Source organism: Pseudomonas sp. LS2P72 (genome assembly GCF_054897865.1).
In genome coordinates, this window is record NZ_CM142708.1 from 3,248,051 (window position 1) to 3,264,977 (window position 16,927).

Genomic DNA, 16,927 nt, shown 5'->3' on the forward strand with positions numbered 1-16,927 from the left:
CCCAAAACCGGCACCTCAGCTATGACTGACATACCGAGAGCGCAGGGTTTGGGGCGGCTTCGCCACCCAACGGGGATAAATCCCCTCGCCACAGGTGTCTGCTGGTGGTTACTGCGCCAACCACCCACCATCAATATTCCACGCCGCGCCTCGCACCTGGCTACCGGCCTCACTGCACAAAAACAGCACCAGTTCGCCCAGTTGTGGCGGCGTCACAAACTCCAGGGAAGGCTGCTTCTCAGCCAGCAAATCATGTTGCGCCTGTTGCGGGTCGATCCCTTTGGCGATGCGGTCATCAATCTGCTTCTGCACCAGTGGCGTCAACACCCAGCCCGGGCAGATGGCGTTGCAAGTGACGTTGGTGGTCGCCGTTTCCAAACCCACCACCTTGGTCAAACCGATCACCCCATGCTTGGCCGCCACGTAAGCCGCCTTGCCCACGGACCCGACCTGGCCGTGCACCGAAGCGATGTTGATGATCCGGCCCCAGCCCTTGGCGCGCATGCCTGGCAGGCTCAAGCGGGTGCTGTGGAATACCGACGACAGGTTGATCGCAATGATCGAATCCCAGCGCTCCACCGGAAAATCCTCCACCGACGCCACATGCTGGATGCCGGCATTGTTGACCAGAATGTCCACGCCGCCGAACTCACGCTCGGCGTAGGCAATCATGTCGGCGATATGCTCGGGGTTGCTCACGTCAGCCGGGTGATGGCCGACCTTGCTCCCGAATTGCTCAACCTCGGCAATCACCTTGGACGCATCACCAAAACCGTTGAGGATCAGGTTAGCGCCAGCCTTGGCCAGGCTGAGGGCGATGCCCAGGCCGATGCCGCTGGTGGAACCGGTGACCAGTGCAGTCTTGCCCGAAAGAGTTGTCATGAATACCTCACACAATGCCAGTGGCGTAGAAAGTACCGATCACCACAAAAACCGCCAGGGTCTTGATCAGCGTAATACAGAAAATGTCTTTGTAGGCTTCGCGGTGGGTCAGGCCGGTGACCGCCAGCAAGGTAATCACTGCGCCATTGTGCGGCAGGGTGTCCATGCCGCCACTGGCCATCGCGGCCACCCGGTGCAGCACTTCCAGCGGGATGTTGGCCGCGTGGGCCGCTGCGATGAAGTCATTGGCCATGGCCGCCAGTGCAATGCTCATACCGCCCGACGCAGAGCCGGTGATGCCGGCCAGCAGGGTTACAGTAATCGCTTCGTTGACCAGCGGATTGGGAATGCTCTTGAGCCAGTCGGCCAATACCAGGAAGCCCGGCAACGAGGCGATCACCGCGCCAAAGCCGTACTCCGACGCGGTGTTCATCGCCGCCAGCAACGAACCGCCGACCGCGCTTCTGCTGCCTTCGGCCAACTTGCCGCGAATCGCCTGGAAGCCGAATACCAGCACCATGATGATGCCGACCAGCAAGGCTGCCTGAACGGCCCAGATCGCCGTGAGTTTAGCGATTTCAGTGGTCACCGGCGCGGCCATGCCCGGCAGCGCGAGGCTGTGGGTTTTGCCGTACCACTGCGGAATCCACTGGGTAAACAGCAGGTTCATGACGCCGACGGCCAGCAGCGGCGACACGGCGATCCACGGGTTGGGCAGTTTGATGTCGGCAGCGGTTTCCGGCTCGTTGCGCAGATCGGTGCCATACCCTTCACCGGCGTGCTGCGCTTTGTTGCGCTGGCGCTGGAGGAACAGCATGCCGGCGCAGACCACGAAGATCGCGCCGATCAGGCCCAGCCAAGGCGCGGCCCAGGCGGTGGTGTTGAAGAAGGTGCTGGGGATGATGTTCTGGATTTGCGGGGTGCCGGGCAGGGCGTCCATGGTGAACGAGAAGGCGCCGAGGGCGATGGTCGCCGGAATGAGACGCTTGGGAATATTGCTCTGGCGGAACATTTCAGCAGCAAACGGGTAGACCGCGAACACCACCACGAACAGCGATACGCCGCCGTAAGTCAGCAGGGCGCAGACCAGCACGATCACCAGCATCGCCTGACTCGTGCCGAGAACGCGAATCGCCGCGGCGACGATGGAGCGCGAAAAGCCTGACAGCTCGATCAGCTTGCCGAACACCGCACCAAGCAGGAACACCGGGAAATACAGTTTTATGAAGCCGACCATTTTCTCCATGAACACCCCGGTGAAGGCGGGGGCGACGGCGGAAGGATCGGTGAGCAGCACGGCGCCGAGGGCGGCAATCGGGGCAAAGAGGATAACGCTGTAGCCACGGTAGGCCGCGAGCATTAGCAGCGTGAGCGCTGCCAAGGCAATGATCACACTCATGGTGTGTCTCCTGGATTGTTATTTTTGTAGGGTGGATCTGTTGTGGGAGAGGGCTTTAGCGGGTTTCGTGCCAGATAGCTAACTGTTTGAAATATAAGGAAATATTGCTTGTTTTCAGTGACGCTCTCGGATTTCGTCTCTGTTTTGAGAATATCGGTGGTTGGACGGACGCCTTCGCGGGCAAGCCTTGCTCCTACAGGGGGTTATGGCAGTCGCTTGATTTGTGTGCGCCGCCCCCCTGTAGGAGCAAGGCTTGCCCGCGATGAGCCCATATCTACCAATAGAGATCTATGTCTCTCTATAGAGACTCGGCAATCCCCAACGACGCCATCTTCTTGTACAACGTCGACCGCCCCAGCCCCAACCGTGCCGCCGCTTCAATTACTTTCCCCCCGCATTGCGCCAGCGCGGATTCAATCAATTGCCGGTCAAATCGCTCCCGAGCCTCGCTGAAGGTCTCATGCGCAACCGATTCAATCATCAGGGGCGTCGTGCGCTCCACCGGTGTGAACGTGCCAATCGCCGCGCGGATATCCGTGGCATTCAACATCAAGTCATCACTGAGCAGCGCCGCGCGCTCCAGCACATTGCGCAGCTCACGAATATTCCCCGGCCAGGCATGTTGACCCAGCAGTTCCAGGGCTTCGCGGTTCAACTCGTGCTGACTGCGCAGTTCTTCCAGAATGGCTTCACTGAGAGCCGGAAGATCGTCGAGTCGATCACGCAGCGGCGGGACCTGGATCGGCAGCACGTTGAGGCGGTAATACAGGTCGGCGCGAAACTCGCCGCGTTTGATCGCCGCTTCCAGATCCGTTGAGGTCGCGGCAATCACCCGCACATCGCTCTGGATCACTTCGTTGGAACCCACCGGCTCGAATTCTTTCTCCTGCAGTACACGCAGCAATTTGCTTTGCAGTGGCAACGGCATGTCGCCGATTTCATCGAGAAACAGTGTGCCGCCCTGGGCGATCTGCAACTTGCCGGCACGACCCTTGCGATCAGCGCCGGTAAACGCGCCGGGCGCGGTGCCGAAGAATTCCGCTTCCAGCAAGGATTCGGGAATCGCCGCGCTGTTGATGCTGACAAAGGCTTTGTGCGCGCGTGGCGAAGCGCCGTGAATGGCTTGGGCCAGCAGTTCTTTGCCGGTGCCGGTTTCACCGAGCAGCAACACCGGGGATTCCGCGCTGGCACTGCGTCGGGCACGGCGTTTGACTTCGAGGCTGGCGGCGCTGGTGCCGATGAAGTGCGCGAAGTTGTACTTGGTCTGCCGCGCTCGCAGCAGCGAGCGGGTGGAGGCCAGTTCTTCCTGCATGCTCATGTAGCGCTTGAGCATCGGCGAGAGGCTGCGCAATTCGTCGAACAGCGCAAACCCGATGGCGCCGATCACCACGCCGGCGTCGTCATGAATCGGCAGGCGCATCACCACCAGTGGTTCTTTGGGGGTGTCCTGCATATCGAGCAAAATCGGCCGACCAGTGCGCACCACCTCGCGCAACAGACTGCCAGGGATCACGCTTTCGCAGGCCTTGCCGATCGCCACTTCCGCCGATTCCAGGCCAAAGCGCCGTGCGTAGCGCTCGTTCATCCAGACGATGTTGGCATCGCGGTCGACAATCACCGTGCCTTCGCTGGACTGCTCGATGATCTCGAACAACGAACGGATCGCCAGCAGGCGAACACGCTGGTAGTCCTTGAGGCTTTCGGTGGTGTTCATGGGCGTCATGTCCAAAATGTGTAGTGTCTGTGCGGGCCTAATCGCGAGCAAGCTCGGCTCCTACAGAGGGCGCGGTGTTCAGGTCACACCGCGCCCTCTGTAGGAGCCGAGCTTGCTCGCGATTGGGGGCCGCGCGGTTCAACGGCATGACGCAGATTATGCCTACCGTGGATGCGCCGCCGCCAACAGCTCCTTGGTATACGGATGCTGCGGCGAATCGAACACGTTGTGGCTGGCACCGCTTTCCACGACTTTGCCGTCCTTGATCACGATCATGTCGTGAGCCAGGGCACGGACCACCGCCAGGTCGTGGCTGATGAACAGGTAGGTCAGGCCATGTTTTTCCTGAAGCTGGCGGAGCAGGGCGACCACTTGTTTTTGCACCGTGCGATCCAGTGCCGAGGTCGGTTCGTCCAGCAGGATCAGCGCCGGTTTCAGCACCAGCGCCCGGGCGATGGCGATGCGTTGGCGTTGGCCGCCAGAAAACTCGTGCGGGTAGCGATGGCGACTTTGCGGGTCGAGGCCGACTTCCTCCAGCGCCCGAATCACTTCGGCTTTGCATTCGTCAACGGTCAACTGGCTGTGTACCTCAAGGCCTTCACTGATGATCTGTGCCACCGACATCCGTGGGCTGAGGCTACCGAACGGGTCCTGGAACACCACCTGCATTTTCTTGCGCCACGGCCGTAGCTGTTTTTGCGTCAGGCCGTCCAGCGCCTCGCCCTGAAAGCGAATGCCGCCTTCGGAATCGAGCAAGCGCAGGATCGCCTGACCCAGCGTCGACTTGCCGGAGCCGGATTCGCCCACAATGCCCAGCGTCTTGCCGCGTTGAATGTTCAGGCTGATGCCGTCCACGGCCTTCAGGTAGGTCTTGCGCTGAAACAGCCCGCCACCGAGGACGAACTGCACCCGCAAGTCATCTACCTCAAGCACGTTCTCGCGCTCGTCCCGGGGCAGCGCTTCACCTTCCGGTTCCGCGTTCAGCAGCACGCAGCTGTAAGGATGTTTTGGTTCGGTAAATAATGTTTCGCACGGTGCCTGCTCGACGATTTCCCCAGCCTTCATCACGCAGACTCGTTGGGCAATGCTGCGCACCAGATTGAGGTCGTGACTGATCAGCAGCAGCGACATGCCGAGACGTTGTTGCAGGGATTTGAGCAGCAGCAGGATCTTGCGCTGCACTGTCACGTCGAGCGCGGTGGTCGGCTCGTCGGCGATCAGCAACTCCGGTTCGCAGGCCAGGGCCATGGCGATCATCACCCGTTGCCGCTGGCCGCCGGACAATTGATGGGGATAGGCCTTAAGCCGCTCTTTGGGTTTCTGAATGCCGACCAGATGCAGCAACTCGAGGATCCGCGCTTGCGCCGCTTTACCGGCCAGGCCCTTGTGCAGCAACAGGGTTTCGCCGATCTGCTTTTCGATGCTGTGCAGCGGATTGAGCGAGGTCATCGGCTCCTGGAAGATCATCGCGATGCGGTTACCCCGCAGTTCTCGCAGCACCTTGGACGACGCGCCGAGCAGCTCCCGACCACGGTAGCGAATACTGCCCGTGGTTTCGGTGCCGGTCTCGGGCAACAGTTGCAGGATCGAGTGAGCGGTCACCGATTTGCCGCAGCCCGACTCGCCCACCAGTGCCAGGCATTCACCGGGGCGGATGTCCAGGCACAGATTGCGCACCACGGTCTGGCCACTGAAGGCGACGCGCAGGTCACGGATTTCGATCAGGTTGTTACTCATGTCAGCCGTCCGCATCATGATCTCGGGTCGAAGGCGTCACGTAACGCCTCCCCGATAAACACCAGTAAAGAAAGAATCAGCGCCAGGGTGAAAAACGCCGTCAGCCCCAGCCACGGTGCTTGCAGGTTCTGCTTGCCTTGACCGATCAATTCGCCCAGCGATGCACTGCCGGCCGGCATGCCGAAACCGAGAAAGTCCAGTGCCGTGAGGGTCGAGATTGCCCCGGTCAGAATGAACGGCAGATAACTCAGCGTCGCGTTCATTGCGTTGGGCAGGATGTGCCGGACGATAACCTTGCGGTCGGTCAGGCCCAACGCACGCGCGGCTTTGACGTATTCCAGGTTGCGTCCGCGCAGAAACTCGGCGCGCACCACGTCCACCAGGGCCAGCCAGGAAAACAGCGCCATGATCCCCAGCAGCCACCAGAAATCAGGCTCGACGAAACCCGACAGGATGATCAGCAGGTACAGCACCGGCAGCCCCGACCAAACCTCCAGCAACCGTTGACCGATCAGGTCGACCCAGCCGCCGTAATAGCCTTGCAGGGCGCCGGCAGCGATGCCGATCAGTGCGCTGACAAACGTCAGCATCAAGGCAAACAGGATCGACACCCGCGCACCGAAAATCACCCGGGCCAACACGTCCCGCGCCTGGTCGTCGGTGCCCAGCCAGTTGACCTTGGTCGGCGGGCTGGGCGCGGGTTGGTTGAGGTCATAGTTCGGCGTGTCGTCGCTGAAGGGGATTGGCGGGAACAGCATCCAGCCACCGTCCTGGTGAATCAGTTTCTGCACATAATCGCTGCGGTAGTCGGCCTGGAACGGCAGCTGCCCGCCAAATTCCTGCTCGGTATGACGCTTCAGGGCCGGGAAGTAGAGCGAGCCCTGATAGCTGACGATCAGCGGCTTGTCGTTGGCGATCAGCTCGCCACCGAGGGTCAACAGGAACAGGCCGACAAACAGCCACAGCGACCACCAGCCACGACGGTTTTTCTTGAAGCGCTCGAAACGACGACGACCTAGCGGCGAGAGCTTGAACATCAGACGTTCCTCGCGGCGAAGTCGATACGCGGGTCCACGAGGGTATAGCAGAGGTCGCCGACCAGTTTTATCAAGAGACCGAACAGCGTGAAGATGAACAGCGATCCGAACACCACCGGATAGTCCCGTGAAACTGCGGCCTCGTAACTCATGCGACCCAGGCCGTCGAGGGAGAAGATCACTTCGATCAGCAGGGAACCGGCGAAAAATACGCTGATAAACGCCTGGGGAATCCCCGAGACCACCAGCAGCATGGCATTGCGAAACACGTGACCGTAGAGCACTCGGCGTTCGCTCAGGCCCTTGGCGCGGGCGGTGACCACGTACTGGCGCGTGATTTCATTGAGGAAGGAGTTCTTGGTCAGAATGGTCAGCGTGGCGAACCCGCCGATCACCAGCGACGTTACAGGCAATACCAAGTGCCAGAAGTAATCGGCGATTTTGCCCACGGTCGACAGCGATTCGAAGTTGTCCGAGACCAGCCCCCGCACCGGGAACCAGTTCAGCGAGGTACCGCCGGCGAAGACCACGATCAGGAACATCGCGAACAGGAACGCCGGCATGGCGTAACCGATGACGATCGCGGTGCTGCTCCAGATATCGAAGTGGCTGCCGTGGTGCACGGCCTTGCGGATGCCCAAGGGAATCGACACCAGGTAGGTGATCAGCGTCGCCCAGAGCCCAAGGGAAATGGTCACCGGCATTTTTTCCAGGATCAGGTCGGTGACGGTCGTACCACGGAAAAAGCTCTTGCCGAAGTCCAGGCGCGCATAACTGGTGAGCATCAGCCACAGGCGTTCGTGCGCTGGTTTGTCGAAGCCGTATTGCTTTTCGATGTCCTTGATCAGTTGCGGGTCGAGGCCGCGACTGGATCGGGAGGTGCCGGACATGCGTTCGCCGGAACCGCCGCCGACACTCCCGCCGCCGATGCCTTGCAAGTGCGCGATGGCCTGTTCTACCGGGCCGCCCGGCGCGGCCTGGACGATGACGAAGTTGACCAGAAGAATGATCACCAGCGTCGGAATGATCAGCAGCAGACGCCGCAATATGTAAGCCCACATCAGTGCGGCCCTCCAGGTTTGCCACGGCTGATTTGCTCAGCGGTCATCTGTTGGTTGGTCAGCGGTGTGGTGCTGATTTCCCACCAGCTCTCGATGGCTTCGTCATTGCTCGCCTGCTCGTTGGGCCTGCCGAAACGATTCCACCACACGGTGGAACTGCCCGGCGGGTAATAGTTGGGAATCCAGTAGTAGTTCCATTGCAGCACCCGGTCCAGCGCGTGGGCGTAGTGCAGCATTTCGGGTTGGGTGGTGGCGCGAATCAGTCCGGCGATGAGGGTGTCGACCGCCGGATTTTTCAACACCATGTAGTTATTGGCGCCTGGGTCGTTGGCCGAGACCGAGCCAAAGTAATTGAGCAGTTCGCCCCCGGGCGACGTCGTGACCGGGTAGCCGGTGACGATCATGTCGTAGTCGCGGCTCATCAGGCGATTCACGTATTGGGACGAGTCGATGCGGCGGATGTTCATGTCGATGCCGATCTGTTTCAGGGTGCGCTTATAAGGCAGCAGCAATCGATCCATGCCGTTCTGGCTGACCAGGAAAGTGAAACTCAGGGACTGGCCTTCGGCATTGACCAATTGATCGCCATCGGGTTTCCAGCCGGCCTGTTCGAGCAAATCGAGCGCCTGCAACTGTTTGTCGCGTATTACGCCGCTGCCATCGGTTTTCGGTGCCTGGAAAACCTGGGTGAACACCTCGTCGGGGATCTGCCCGCGCAGGGGTTCGAGAATCGCCAGTTCGCCGGCGTCCGGCAGGTGTCGGGCGGCGAGGTCGGTGTTGGAAAAGTAACTCTGCTGGCGGATGTACATGTCGCGCATCATCTGCCGGTTGCTCCACTCGAAATCCCAGAGCATGGCCAACGCCTGACGCACTCGACGGTCCTGGAACATAGGGTTTTGCAGATTGAACACAAAGCCCTGTGCCGTTTGGGGAGCTTGCGTTGCCAGGTGCGCCTTTTGCAGGCGCCCGTCACTCAGGGCCGGGCCGACGTAGCCGATGGAGTAACCGGTGGCGGAAAATTCTCGGTTGTAGTCGTAGGCTCCGCCGCGCAGGACCTGGCGGGCGACGTCGGTATCACCGAAGTACTCGATGCTGAAACGATCGAAGTTGTAGAGGCCGCGGCTGACCGGTAAATCCTTGCCCCACCAATCGGCGTTGCGCTCGAAGGTGATGCTGCGACCGGAGTCGACTTTGCTCACCTTGTAGGGGCCGCTGCCCAATGGTGGTTCGTAACCGCCCCCATTGGCAAAGTCGCGCGTCTTCCACCAATGCTCGGGAAACACCGGCAAGGTCGCGATATCGAGTGGAAGGGTACGATTTTCATTGCTTTTCAAGTCGAACCGAACCGTCTGAGGTGATTCCACTTCGACGCCTTTGACGTCGGCAAATTGAGTGCGGTAACGCAGGCTGCCCTGGGTCATCAACAGGTCGAAGGTGTAGCGCACGTCTTCGGCCGTGATCGGTTTGCCGTCCGCGAAACGGGCCTTGGGGTTCAGGTAGAAGCGCAGGAACAAACCGTCGTCCGAGCGCTCCATCTTCTGAGCCACCAGGCCGTACACGGTGTAAGGCTCGTCCAGCGAACGTTGGGCGAGGGGCGAGTAAAGCAGGCCGTCGATCTGTGTGACGCCAATGCCTTTATCGATGTAGGGCAACATATGATCGAAATGACCGATTTCGACGGCCGAGCGGCGCATTGTGCCGCCCTTGGTGGCCTGGGGGTTTGTGTAGGCAAAATGACTAAAGCCGGCAGGATACTTCGCCGGTTCACCGTACACGGTCAGCGCATGTTGCGGCGCTGCAGTCACACCGGTGACGCTCAACAACAGGGCCACGGCCGTGAACAATAAAGTAGGGAACGCCAGTCGCATTGTCAGCCTTAGAACCGGGTGGTCAATAACCGCAATTTGTACGCTAGCGGCGCGTCCCTCGCCACTCGTATCACGTCACCGAAACACAACGGCCCACCAAAAGGCGGGCCGTTATGCAGAAAACTTAAAGGTTGATCAGTCCTGACGGCTGGTCACTTCCAGCAGGTGGTAACCGAACTGGGTCTTGACCGGTCCCTGCACCACGTTGATCGGTGCGCTGAAGACCACGGTGTCGAATTCCTTGACCATCTGGCCTGGACCGAACGAACCCAGATCACCGCCCTGGCGGCTGGACGGGCAAGTGGAGTTGGCTTTGGCGACTTCGGCGAAGTCGGCACCGGCCTCGATCTGGGCTTTCAGTTCGTTGCACTTATCTTCCGAGGCAACCAGGATGTGACGGGCAGTGGCTTTAGCCATGGTGAATTACTCCTTTCAATGTTCAGTAAAATGCGGAGCCTACCGGATTCAGTGGTCTATTTCTCCTCAAAGTTCCGTCCAGATCATGCAGGCCGGTCTGGCATTCCTTTATAGGCCGGCAATTCTCAGGCGCTCGGCATGTTGTACATATAAGGCAATCGGGTCGATGCCCTTGCGCAGCGGACCGGCGGTCTGGCTGAGGCTGTCCAGATGATCCAGCGGGTAGTCGGACCGGATGACTTTGCCCAAATGAGAGCTGTAGCGGCCAACCAGGCCGTCGTTCTGCTCGGGTTCGGTGGTGAAGTAGTGGGAAAAGGCGCGGAGGAACCCGTGCAGCGGATTCAATGCATCGAGCCCTTTGTCGAGGATGTCGCCCTGCAATGTGCCGCTCCAGGAGTAATAACGTACGCCGTCGACTAGCTCGCGCCCCTTGCCACCCCAGGTTTTCGGCAACCCCTGGGGGTACTTGTCGTTGAACGCGCCCACGCCTTCGGTGGTCAGGGCATTCAGCGCGGCGATGGCGTTCTGCGGCAGGTGACGGTGGCCGCTGAGCAACGATAGAAAGTCCGCAAACAACGTTGCAACGGTCGCAGCGACGTGTTCCGGCAGGCGCCCGGGCGTCAGCGCCTTGCGCAAGAAGTCGGCCAGTTCCGAGCCGTGATTGGGTCCGCTGACGGACGTCACAGAAGCGATCGCCTCCGGCGCTGTCGCTGCCGCGTAACGTGTAGCGAGTGCGCCTTGGCTGTGGCCGATCAGGTTGACTTTGTTCGCACCGGTTCCTTCCAGTACTCGTTCTATCTGCGCCAGAAGTTGGTCGCCGCGGACTTCATTGCTATGGGTAGCCGACAGGTACGGGATAAACACTCTTGCGCCTGCACTCCTGAGGGCCTGCTTGACGTCATGAAAGAGTTCGACCTTGCCGATGCGATCGAAGCCGAAGAGCCCGTGGACCAACAGGATCGGATACTGAGTAGTTGCATTCCGTAGCATGTTCTTTCCTTTTTCACAGTCGTTCAGAGGTGGGTTGATGGGCTCACTCTAAAGCACACCCGCTGTTCGGCGTTGTATGAAAAAGCCGCTGTAACCTGATGAAAACGGTATAGAAAATGTACGAAAGTTCGAAAGTAGATGAGGTCTTGGTCGGAATATTTGGACATCTTTTTATCTGTAACAGAGCGTTTTACTGCGATGGCCTACTTCGAGAACACCCTTTGCCTGTTAATCGTGTCTCGATTCCGACGTCCAGTCCTCGATGGGAGGACTGGAAAAGGGTGTGGCTCACGCCGATTGTTCAACCCTGCTCTGAGCTCTGAGCCGGTCGGCTGCCTGGCGCAACAACAATTCAGTCCCGCTCCAGCCAAGGCAGCCGTCCGTTACGGACACGCCGTAACGCATGGACGGGCTCAGCGGTTGGCAACCTTCGAACAGGTGACTCTCGATCATCATGCCGATCAGCGATCGATCGCCTTGCAGGCGCTGTTCAAGTACATCGTTAAACACCGCTGGCTGACGCAACGGGTCTTTGCCGCTATTGGCATGGCTGCAGTCGACCATGATCCGTGCCGGGATCTTCAGTTGGGTCAAGTCGTTGTTCACCCGGGCGACGCTGTCGCGGTCGTAGTTCGGCCCGCGGTGTCCGCCACGCAGCACCAGGTGGGTGTCGGGATTGCCCGGCGTTTGAATGATTGCCGGGTGACCCTGGCTGTCGACTCCGAAATGGCGATGCGGATGGGCGGCCGAGCGCATGGCGTCGCTGGCCACACCGACACCACCATCGGTGCCATTCTTGAACCCGACCGGCATGCTCAGGCCGCTGGCCATTTCACGGTGAATCTGCGATTCGGTGGTGCGAGCGCCAATGGCGACCCAGCTCAGCAGATCGTCGAAGTAGCCGGCAGCCATCGGTTGCAGCAGTTCGGTGGCAATCGGCAGTCCCAGGCGGAGCATTTCACGCATCAACTCGCGGGACAGGGTCAAGCCGCCGGCCATGTCGTCGCTGCCATCAAGCTGCGGGTCGTAGGCCAGGCCTTTCCAGCCGACTGTGGTGCGGGGTTTTTCGACGTAGGCGCGCATCACCAGCAGCATTTCATCGCTGACGTCGGCGGCGAGTCGGGCGAGGTTGTCGGCGTATTCAAGGGCGGACTGAGGATCGTGAATCGAGCAGGGGCCGACGATGACCAGCAGACGGGAGTCTTCACCGTTGAGGATCGCGCGAACCGCTTGGCGGTGGGCGGCGACTTGCTGGCTCAGGGCGTTGCTGAGTGGCAATTGCTGTTTGAGTTGCAATGAGCTGGGCAGACGCAGGGTCAGCGCTTCATTGGCAGGGCTCAAGGTGGACAGCGGCAGAGCAGAGACGGACGAGTTCATATTCGGGCTTCCTGGGCTGGCGGCGGGTTCGTTCCCGCGCACTCGGCCCTACTGGGGTGTTCGACAATTGGCCGGATTGGCTGCGAGTGTGTGCGTGCCACCTGTGGGTGACCGATCGGAGGCGGCAGGCTGTCCCGAGCGGAGGTTGCTAAATCGCCAAGCGGTAAAACTGTCGAAACGGTAATAAGTGGCGTAGTTCATTGTTGAATCCTCTGGTTGTCTGGTGTGTTGCTAAAAATGTGCGGGGCTGAAAAAACAAAACCCCCGGTCGGGAAGCCGACCGGGGGTTGAGAATTCTCTGGTGGCGACCCGTTTAAAGTGGGCGCCGTGTGGGTATCAGGCGCGCCAGTGGCTAAACCAATACCCAAAATAAAAGCTGACCGGAGCGCAAACGTCATTCGCCCGGGCAGCCGCCACCGAGCGCAGGGCGCTGACGGTGTGAAGCTGTGAGAGGGTGTTGAACATGGTTTGTCTCCGATGAGTGCGCCGAGCTTACTCGAGGCCGGTACGCGGTTTCAATCAGAAAATGCTATCGATCACCGGCGGCATTTTCTATCGCTTGAGTGCGTCGCCGGTTGTGACACACTTTGTGCTTCGCTTACATACAACGTCGCAAGGACGAACCATGACGCCACTGATCATCGCCGCTGCTCAATCGATCTCCATCGCTGGTGACCTTGCCGCAAACCTGCTGAGGCATCAGCGCTTCATGCAAGTTGCCGCTGAGCAGGGCGTGCAATTGCTGGTGTTCCCGGAGTTATCGCTGACCGGATACGAGCGTGGACTTGCGGCTGAATTGGCCATTGCGCCAGACGCCGAGGTGCTGCAACCGCTACGGGATTTCGCGCGGGAAGTCGGTGTGACGACTGTCGTCGGAATGCCGATTCGGCTGTCGGAAGATTCGCCAGTGTTGATTGGGGCGCTGGTGTTGGGTGTCGATGGCTCGCTAGGGGTCTATAGCAAGCAGCATTTGCATCCAGGCGAGGAAGTGGCATTTGCACCGGGAACCGGCGGATCGACCCTGACCATAGGTGCCGATACCGTCGCGTTGGCGGTGTGCGCGGATTTCTCTCACGCCAGTCATGCCGCCGCGGCAGCGCAGCAAGGCGCGGATCTCTATGCGGCGGGCGTGCTGATCACGGAAAACGGCTACGCTGCGGATACCGCGTTGTTGCAAGGCTACGCCAGCGCTCATTCGATGGCGGTCCTGATGGCCAACCATGGCGGTGCAACGGGTGGCTGGGAATCGGCAGGACACAGCGCGATCTGGGCGTCGGACGGTTCTCTGATTGCAGCCGCACCGGGGACAGGCAACCTGATGGTCGTGGCTCGCCGCGATACTGATGGCTGGAAGGGGCAAGTAGTAGCTGTTGCGGAGGCTTGATGGCATTTGAATTACGCCCGGCGACGCTCCGGGACCTCGACTTCGCTCGTGAACTGACCCGCAAAAACATGCTGCGCTATTACATTCAGCACGATCTGCTGTGGCAGGACGAAGGTTTCGATGTCGGCTGGGCAGGGCGCGAGAACTGGTTGATTGTGCGCGGCGAGACTTTGGTGGGGTACGTCAGCCTGAGTCGTGACGCCAAAGCCTTATACATTCGCGAGTTGCATGTCATCGGAGTGTTTCGAGGGCAGGGCGCCGGTTCCTGGGCGATTGATCAGGTATTCGCCATGGCGTGCAAGGAGCGGCGTCCGGCATTGCGTTTGACTGTTTTTGAAAATAATCCCGCGCAAGCGTTGTATGAGAGAAAGGGACTGAAGGTGGTCGGCACGGACGAGTGTTTCCTGAGAATGCAGCGTGATATCAATGCCTCGCCTGGCTGAGACACGCTTACGGCAAGCCTTTCAAGATGTATTGAAACTTTTTATATGACGCTTGCCGCTAGGTCTGCCAGTTGCTTTTTGCTAAGGTGTCGGCAACCCAATAAGACCATTTCGCGAGGTGTCTGCTTGATTAGGGTGCTAGTAGTCGATGATCACGATCTCGTTCGTACAGGCATTACACGAATGCTGGCTGACATCGATGGCCTGCAAGTAGTCGGCCAGGCTGAGTCAGGTGAAGAATCCCTGCTCAAGGCGCGTGAGTTGAAACCCGATGTGGTGTTGATGGACGTCAAGATGCCCGGTATCGGCGGTCTTGAAGCCACGCGCAAATTATTGCGCAGTCATCCGGATATCAAAGTCGTCGCGGTCACGGTGTGCGAGGAGGATCCGTTTCCGACTCGGTTGTTGCAGGCCGGTGCGGCGGGTTATCTGACAAAGGGTGCAGGGCTGCCGGAAATGGTCCAGGCTATCCGTCTGGTGTTTGCCGGGCAACGCTACATCAGCCCGCAGATTGCACAGCAACTGGCGATCAAATCCTTCCAGCCGTCCAATGATTCGCCTTTCGACGCCTTGTCGGAGCGTGAAATCCAGATCGCGTTGATGATTGTCGGCTGTCAGAAGGTCCAGATCATTTCCGACAAACTGTGCCTGTCGCCAAAAACCGTGAACACTTACCGTTACCGCATTTTCGAAAAGCTTTCGATCAGCAGCGATGTCGAGTTGACGCTGTTGGCGGTTCGTCACGGCATGGTCGATGCCAGCCTCTGAAAATGACTGAAGTCTTCGATCCAAGCGCCTTTCTGTCGACAGTCAGTGGGCGTCCCGGTGTGTATCGCATGTTCGACAGCGAGGCACGCCTGCTCTACGTCGGCAAGGCCAAGAACCTCAAGAGTCGCCTCTCGAGTTACTTCCGCAAATCCGGTCTTGCGCCCAAGACCGCGGCGCTGGTCGCGCGGATCGCTCAGGTCGAAACGACGATTACGGCCAATGAAACCGAAGCCTTGTTGCTTGAGCAGACGCTGATCAAGGAATGGCGTCCGCCCTACAACATCTTGCTGCGCGACGACAAATCCTACCCCTACGTCTTTCTCTCGGATGGCCAGTTCCCTCGCTTGAGCATCCACCGCGGTGCAAAAAAGGCCAAAGGCAAATATTTCGGCCCTTATCCCAGCGCCGGTGCGATTCGTGAAAGCCTGAGCCTGCTGCAGAAGACTTTTTTTGTTCGTCAGTGCGAAGACAGCTATTACAAGAACCGCACGCGTCCTTGCCTGCAATACCAGATCAAACGCTGCAAGGCGCCCTGTGTCGGGCTGGTGGAACCTGAGGTGTACGCTGAAGACGTGCGGCACTCGGTGATGTTCCTTGAGGGGCGCAGCAATGCGCTGACGGATGAGTTGTCCGCAGGAATGGAAGAGGCGGCGATCAATCTCGAGTTCGAACGTGCGGCCGAGTTGCGGGATCAGATTTCATTACTGCGCCGGGTCCAGGACCAGCAAAGCATGGAAGGCGGGACGGGCGATGTCGACGTGATCGCGGCATTTGTCAATCCGGGTGGTGCCTGCGTTCATTTGATCAGTGTGCGCGGCGGGCGGGTGCTGGGGAGCAAGAACTTCTTTCCTCAGGTGGGTATCGAAGAGGACGTTTCCGAAGTCATGGCGGCGTTTCTCGGCCAGTACTTCATCAGCAGTCCCGAGCGCGACTTGCCGAGCGAACTGATCGTCAACGTGGTTCACGAAGACTTCCCGACACTGATCGCGGCCATCGATGAGCTGCGCGGTCGCGAATTGACCATCAGTCATCGGGTTCGTGGTACACGAGCACGCTGGCAACAGTTGGCGGTCACCAATGCCGAGCAGGCACTGGGAGCGCGACTGGCCAATCGTCAACACGTTGCTGCGCGTTTCGATGCCCTGGCGGAAGTGTTGAATCTGGATGAGCCACCCCAGCGCCTGGAGTGTTACGACATCAGTCACTCCAGTGGTGAAGCAACCGTGGCATCCTGCGTGGTGTTCGGCCCCGAAGGTCCGATCAAGTCCGACTACCGTCGCTACAACATTGAAGGCGTCACCCCGGGCGATGACTACGCCGCGATGCACCAGGCCCTGACCCGACGCTTCAGCAAACTGAAGGACGGGGAGGGCAAGCTGCCGGACATTTTGCTGGTGGACGGTGGCAAGGGGCAGTTGTCCATGGCCCGTGACGTGCTCAATGAACTGGCCGTGCCTGATCTGATTCTGCTGGGCGTGGCCAAGGGCGCCACGCGCAAGGCCGGTTTCGAAACCCTGTACCTGAACGATGCTGCCCACGAATTCACCTTGCGCGGCGATTCCCCCGCGCTGCATTTGATCCAGCAGATACGCGACGAAGCTCACCGTTTCGCGATTACCGGGCACCGCGCCCGTCGTGGGAAAACTCGCCGCACGTCTACACTGGAGGGCGTTGCCGGGGTCGGACCGACCCGTCGCCGCGATTTGTTGAAACATTTTGGTGGATTGCAGGAGCTGTCTCGTGCCAGCATCGAAGAGATCGCCAAAGCACCCGGGATCAGTAAAAAGCTCGCAGAGTTGATTTATGCCAATCTGCACAGCGAGTAGAATGCCCCCTCACCTCGTAGCCAG

At 59.6% G+C, this 16,927-nt stretch carries 15 protein-coding genes; 4 read left to right on the forward strand and 11 right to left on the reverse strand.

The window, feature by feature from the left end:
• Positions 1–108 precede the first annotated feature (108 nt).
• The 11 genes from ACYZUA_RS14955 to ACYZUA_RS15005 form a co-directional block, all read right to left on the reverse strand.
• Positions 109–882 (reverse strand): 3-hydroxybutyrate dehydrogenase, encoded by a 774-nt coding sequence (locus tag ACYZUA_RS14955; RefSeq protein WP_461959460.1) that lies wholly within the window; start codon positions 880–882, stop codon positions 109–111.
• Between the two features lie 7 nt (positions 883–889).
• Entirely contained in the window at positions 890–2,281 is a 1,392-nt protein-coding gene (locus tag ACYZUA_RS14960; RefSeq protein ID WP_461959461.1) for a GntP family permease, read from the reverse strand.
• A 298-nt stretch (positions 2,282–2,579) separates the two neighbouring features.
• On the reverse strand, positions 2,580–3,995 hold the full coding sequence (locus tag ACYZUA_RS14965) for a sigma-54 interaction domain-containing protein (protein ID WP_461959462.1): 1,416 nt from the start codon (positions 3,993–3,995) through the stop codon (positions 2,580–2,582).
• 162 nt (positions 3,996–4,157) lie between these two features.
• The gene (locus tag ACYZUA_RS14970) at positions 4,158–5,732 is read right to left on the reverse strand and encodes an ABC transporter ATP-binding protein (RefSeq protein ID WP_461959463.1); all 1,575 of its coding nucleotides are present in this window, start codon (positions 5,730–5,732) and stop codon (positions 4,158–4,160) included.
• A gap of 14 nt (positions 5,733–5,746) precedes the next feature.
• Positions 5,747–6,769 (reverse strand): ABC transporter permease, encoded by a 1,023-nt coding sequence (locus ACYZUA_RS14975; protein WP_461959464.1) that lies wholly within the window; start codon positions 6,767–6,769, stop codon positions 5,747–5,749.
• Positions 6,769–7,830: a microcin C ABC transporter permease YejB gene (locus ACYZUA_RS14980; RefSeq protein WP_461959465.1), complete on the reverse strand. Its 1,062-nt coding sequence runs from the start codon at positions 7,828–7,830 to the stop codon at positions 6,769–6,771. The genes ACYZUA_RS14975 and ACYZUA_RS14980 overlap by 1 nt, the downstream gene beginning before the upstream one ends.
• A complete protein-coding gene (locus tag ACYZUA_RS14985; RefSeq protein WP_461959466.1) occupies positions 7,830–9,698 on the reverse strand; it encodes an extracellular solute-binding protein in 1,869 nt (622 codons plus the stop codon). The genes ACYZUA_RS14980 and ACYZUA_RS14985 overlap by 1 nt, the downstream gene beginning before the upstream one ends.
• A 135-nt stretch (positions 9,699–9,833) precedes the next feature.
• Complete coding sequence (locus ACYZUA_RS14990; RefSeq protein ID WP_008029538.1) at positions 9,834–10,115, reverse strand: peptidylprolyl isomerase; 282 nt, start codon at positions 10,113–10,115, stop codon at positions 9,834–9,836.
• A 108-nt stretch (positions 10,116–10,223) separates the two neighbouring features.
• Positions 10,224–11,105: an esterase/lipase family protein gene (locus ACYZUA_RS14995; protein WP_461959467.1), complete on the reverse strand. Its 882-nt coding sequence runs from the start codon at positions 11,103–11,105 to the stop codon at positions 10,224–10,226.
• Positions 11,106–11,393: 288 nt separating this feature from the next.
• Positions 11,394–12,482 (reverse strand): 3-deoxy-7-phosphoheptulonate synthase, encoded by a 1,089-nt coding sequence (locus tag ACYZUA_RS15000; protein WP_461959468.1) that lies wholly within the window; start codon positions 12,480–12,482, stop codon positions 11,394–11,396.
• A gap of 336 nt (positions 12,483–12,818) precedes the next feature.
• The gene (locus ACYZUA_RS15005) at positions 12,819–12,947 is read right to left on the reverse strand and encodes a hypothetical protein (RefSeq protein WP_461959469.1); all 129 of its coding nucleotides are present in this window, start codon (positions 12,945–12,947) and stop codon (positions 12,819–12,821) included.
• 160 nt (positions 12,948–13,107) lie between these two features.
• Between ACYZUA_RS15005 and ACYZUA_RS15010 the strand changes: the two genes are divergently transcribed.
• From ACYZUA_RS15010 to uvrC, 4 genes are all read left to right on the forward strand, one after another.
• Positions 13,108–13,866 carry a carbon-nitrogen hydrolase family protein gene (locus ACYZUA_RS15010; protein WP_461959470.1) on the forward strand — a complete coding sequence of 253 codons (759 nt, stop codon included), beginning with the start codon at positions 13,108–13,110 and terminating at the stop codon, positions 13,864–13,866.
• On the forward strand, positions 13,866–14,309 hold the full coding sequence (locus ACYZUA_RS15015; RefSeq protein ID WP_461959471.1) for a GNAT family N-acetyltransferase: 444 nt from the start codon (positions 13,866–13,868) through the stop codon (positions 14,307–14,309). Before ACYZUA_RS15010 ends, ACYZUA_RS15015 begins: the two co-directional genes overlap by 1 nt.
• Before the next feature lie 126 nt (positions 14,310–14,435).
• Positions 14,436–15,077: a response regulator transcription factor GacA gene (gene gacA, locus ACYZUA_RS15020; RefSeq protein WP_449643584.1), complete on the forward strand. Its 642-nt coding sequence runs from the start codon at positions 14,436–14,438 to the stop codon at positions 15,075–15,077.
• A gap of 2 nt (positions 15,078–15,079) precedes the next feature.
• Positions 15,080–16,903, forward strand: coding sequence for an excinuclease ABC subunit UvrC (gene uvrC / locus ACYZUA_RS15025; protein WP_123368182.1), 1,824 nt, complete (start codon positions 15,080–15,082; stop codon positions 16,901–16,903).
• The last annotated feature ends 24 nt before the right edge of the window (positions 16,904–16,927 follow it).

Excerpts from the sequence above, each read along its gene's own strand:
- ACYZUA_RS14965 (WP_461959462.1), bottom strand. The coding sequence starts at position 3,995 with ATGAACACCACCGAAAGCCTCAAGGACTACCAGCGTGTTCGCCTGCTG.
- ACYZUA_RS15010 (WP_461959470.1), top strand. The coding sequence starts at position 13,108 with ATGACGCCACTGATCATCGCCGCTGCTCAATCGATCTCCATCGCTGGT.
- ACYZUA_RS14955 (WP_461959460.1), bottom strand. The coding sequence starts at position 882 with ATGACAACTCTTTCGGGCAAGACTGCACTGGTCACCGGTTCCACCAGC.
- ACYZUA_RS14960 (WP_461959461.1), bottom strand. The coding sequence starts at position 2,281 with ATGAGTGTGATCATTGCCTTGGCAGCGCTCACGCTGCTAATGCTCGCG.
- ACYZUA_RS14975 (WP_461959464.1), bottom strand. The coding sequence starts at position 6,769 with ATGTTCAAGCTCTCGCCGCTAGGTCGTCGTCGTTTCGAGCGCTTCAAG.
- ACYZUA_RS15000 (WP_461959468.1), bottom strand. The coding sequence starts at position 12,482 with ATGAACTCGTCCGTCTCTGCTCTGCCGCTGTCCACCTTGAGCCCTGCC.
- ACYZUA_RS14970 (WP_461959463.1), bottom strand. The coding sequence starts at position 5,732 with ATGAGTAACAACCTGATCGAAATCCGTGACCTGCGCGTCGCCTTCAGT.
- ACYZUA_RS14990 (WP_008029538.1), bottom strand. The coding sequence starts at position 10,115 with ATGGCTAAAGCCACTGCCCGTCACATCCTGGTTGCCTCGGAAGATAAG.
- ACYZUA_RS14995 (WP_461959467.1), bottom strand. The coding sequence starts at position 11,105 with ATGCTACGGAATGCAACTACTCAGTATCCGATCCTGTTGGTCCACGGG.
- ACYZUA_RS14980 (WP_461959465.1), bottom strand. The coding sequence starts at position 7,830 with ATGTGGGCTTACATATTGCGGCGTCTGCTGCTGATCATTCCGACGCTG.
- ACYZUA_RS14985 (WP_461959466.1), bottom strand. The coding sequence starts at position 9,698 with ATGCGACTGGCGTTCCCTACTTTATTGTTCACGGCCGTGGCCCTGTTG.
- uvrC (WP_123368182.1), top strand. The coding sequence starts at position 15,080 with ATGACTGAAGTCTTCGATCCAAGCGCCTTTCTGTCGACAGTCAGTGGG.
- ACYZUA_RS15005 (WP_461959469.1), bottom strand. The coding sequence starts at position 12,947 with ATGTTCAACACCCTCTCACAGCTTCACACCGTCAGCGCCCTGCGCTCG.
- ACYZUA_RS15015 (WP_461959471.1), top strand. The coding sequence starts at position 13,866 with ATGGCATTTGAATTACGCCCGGCGACGCTCCGGGACCTCGACTTCGCT.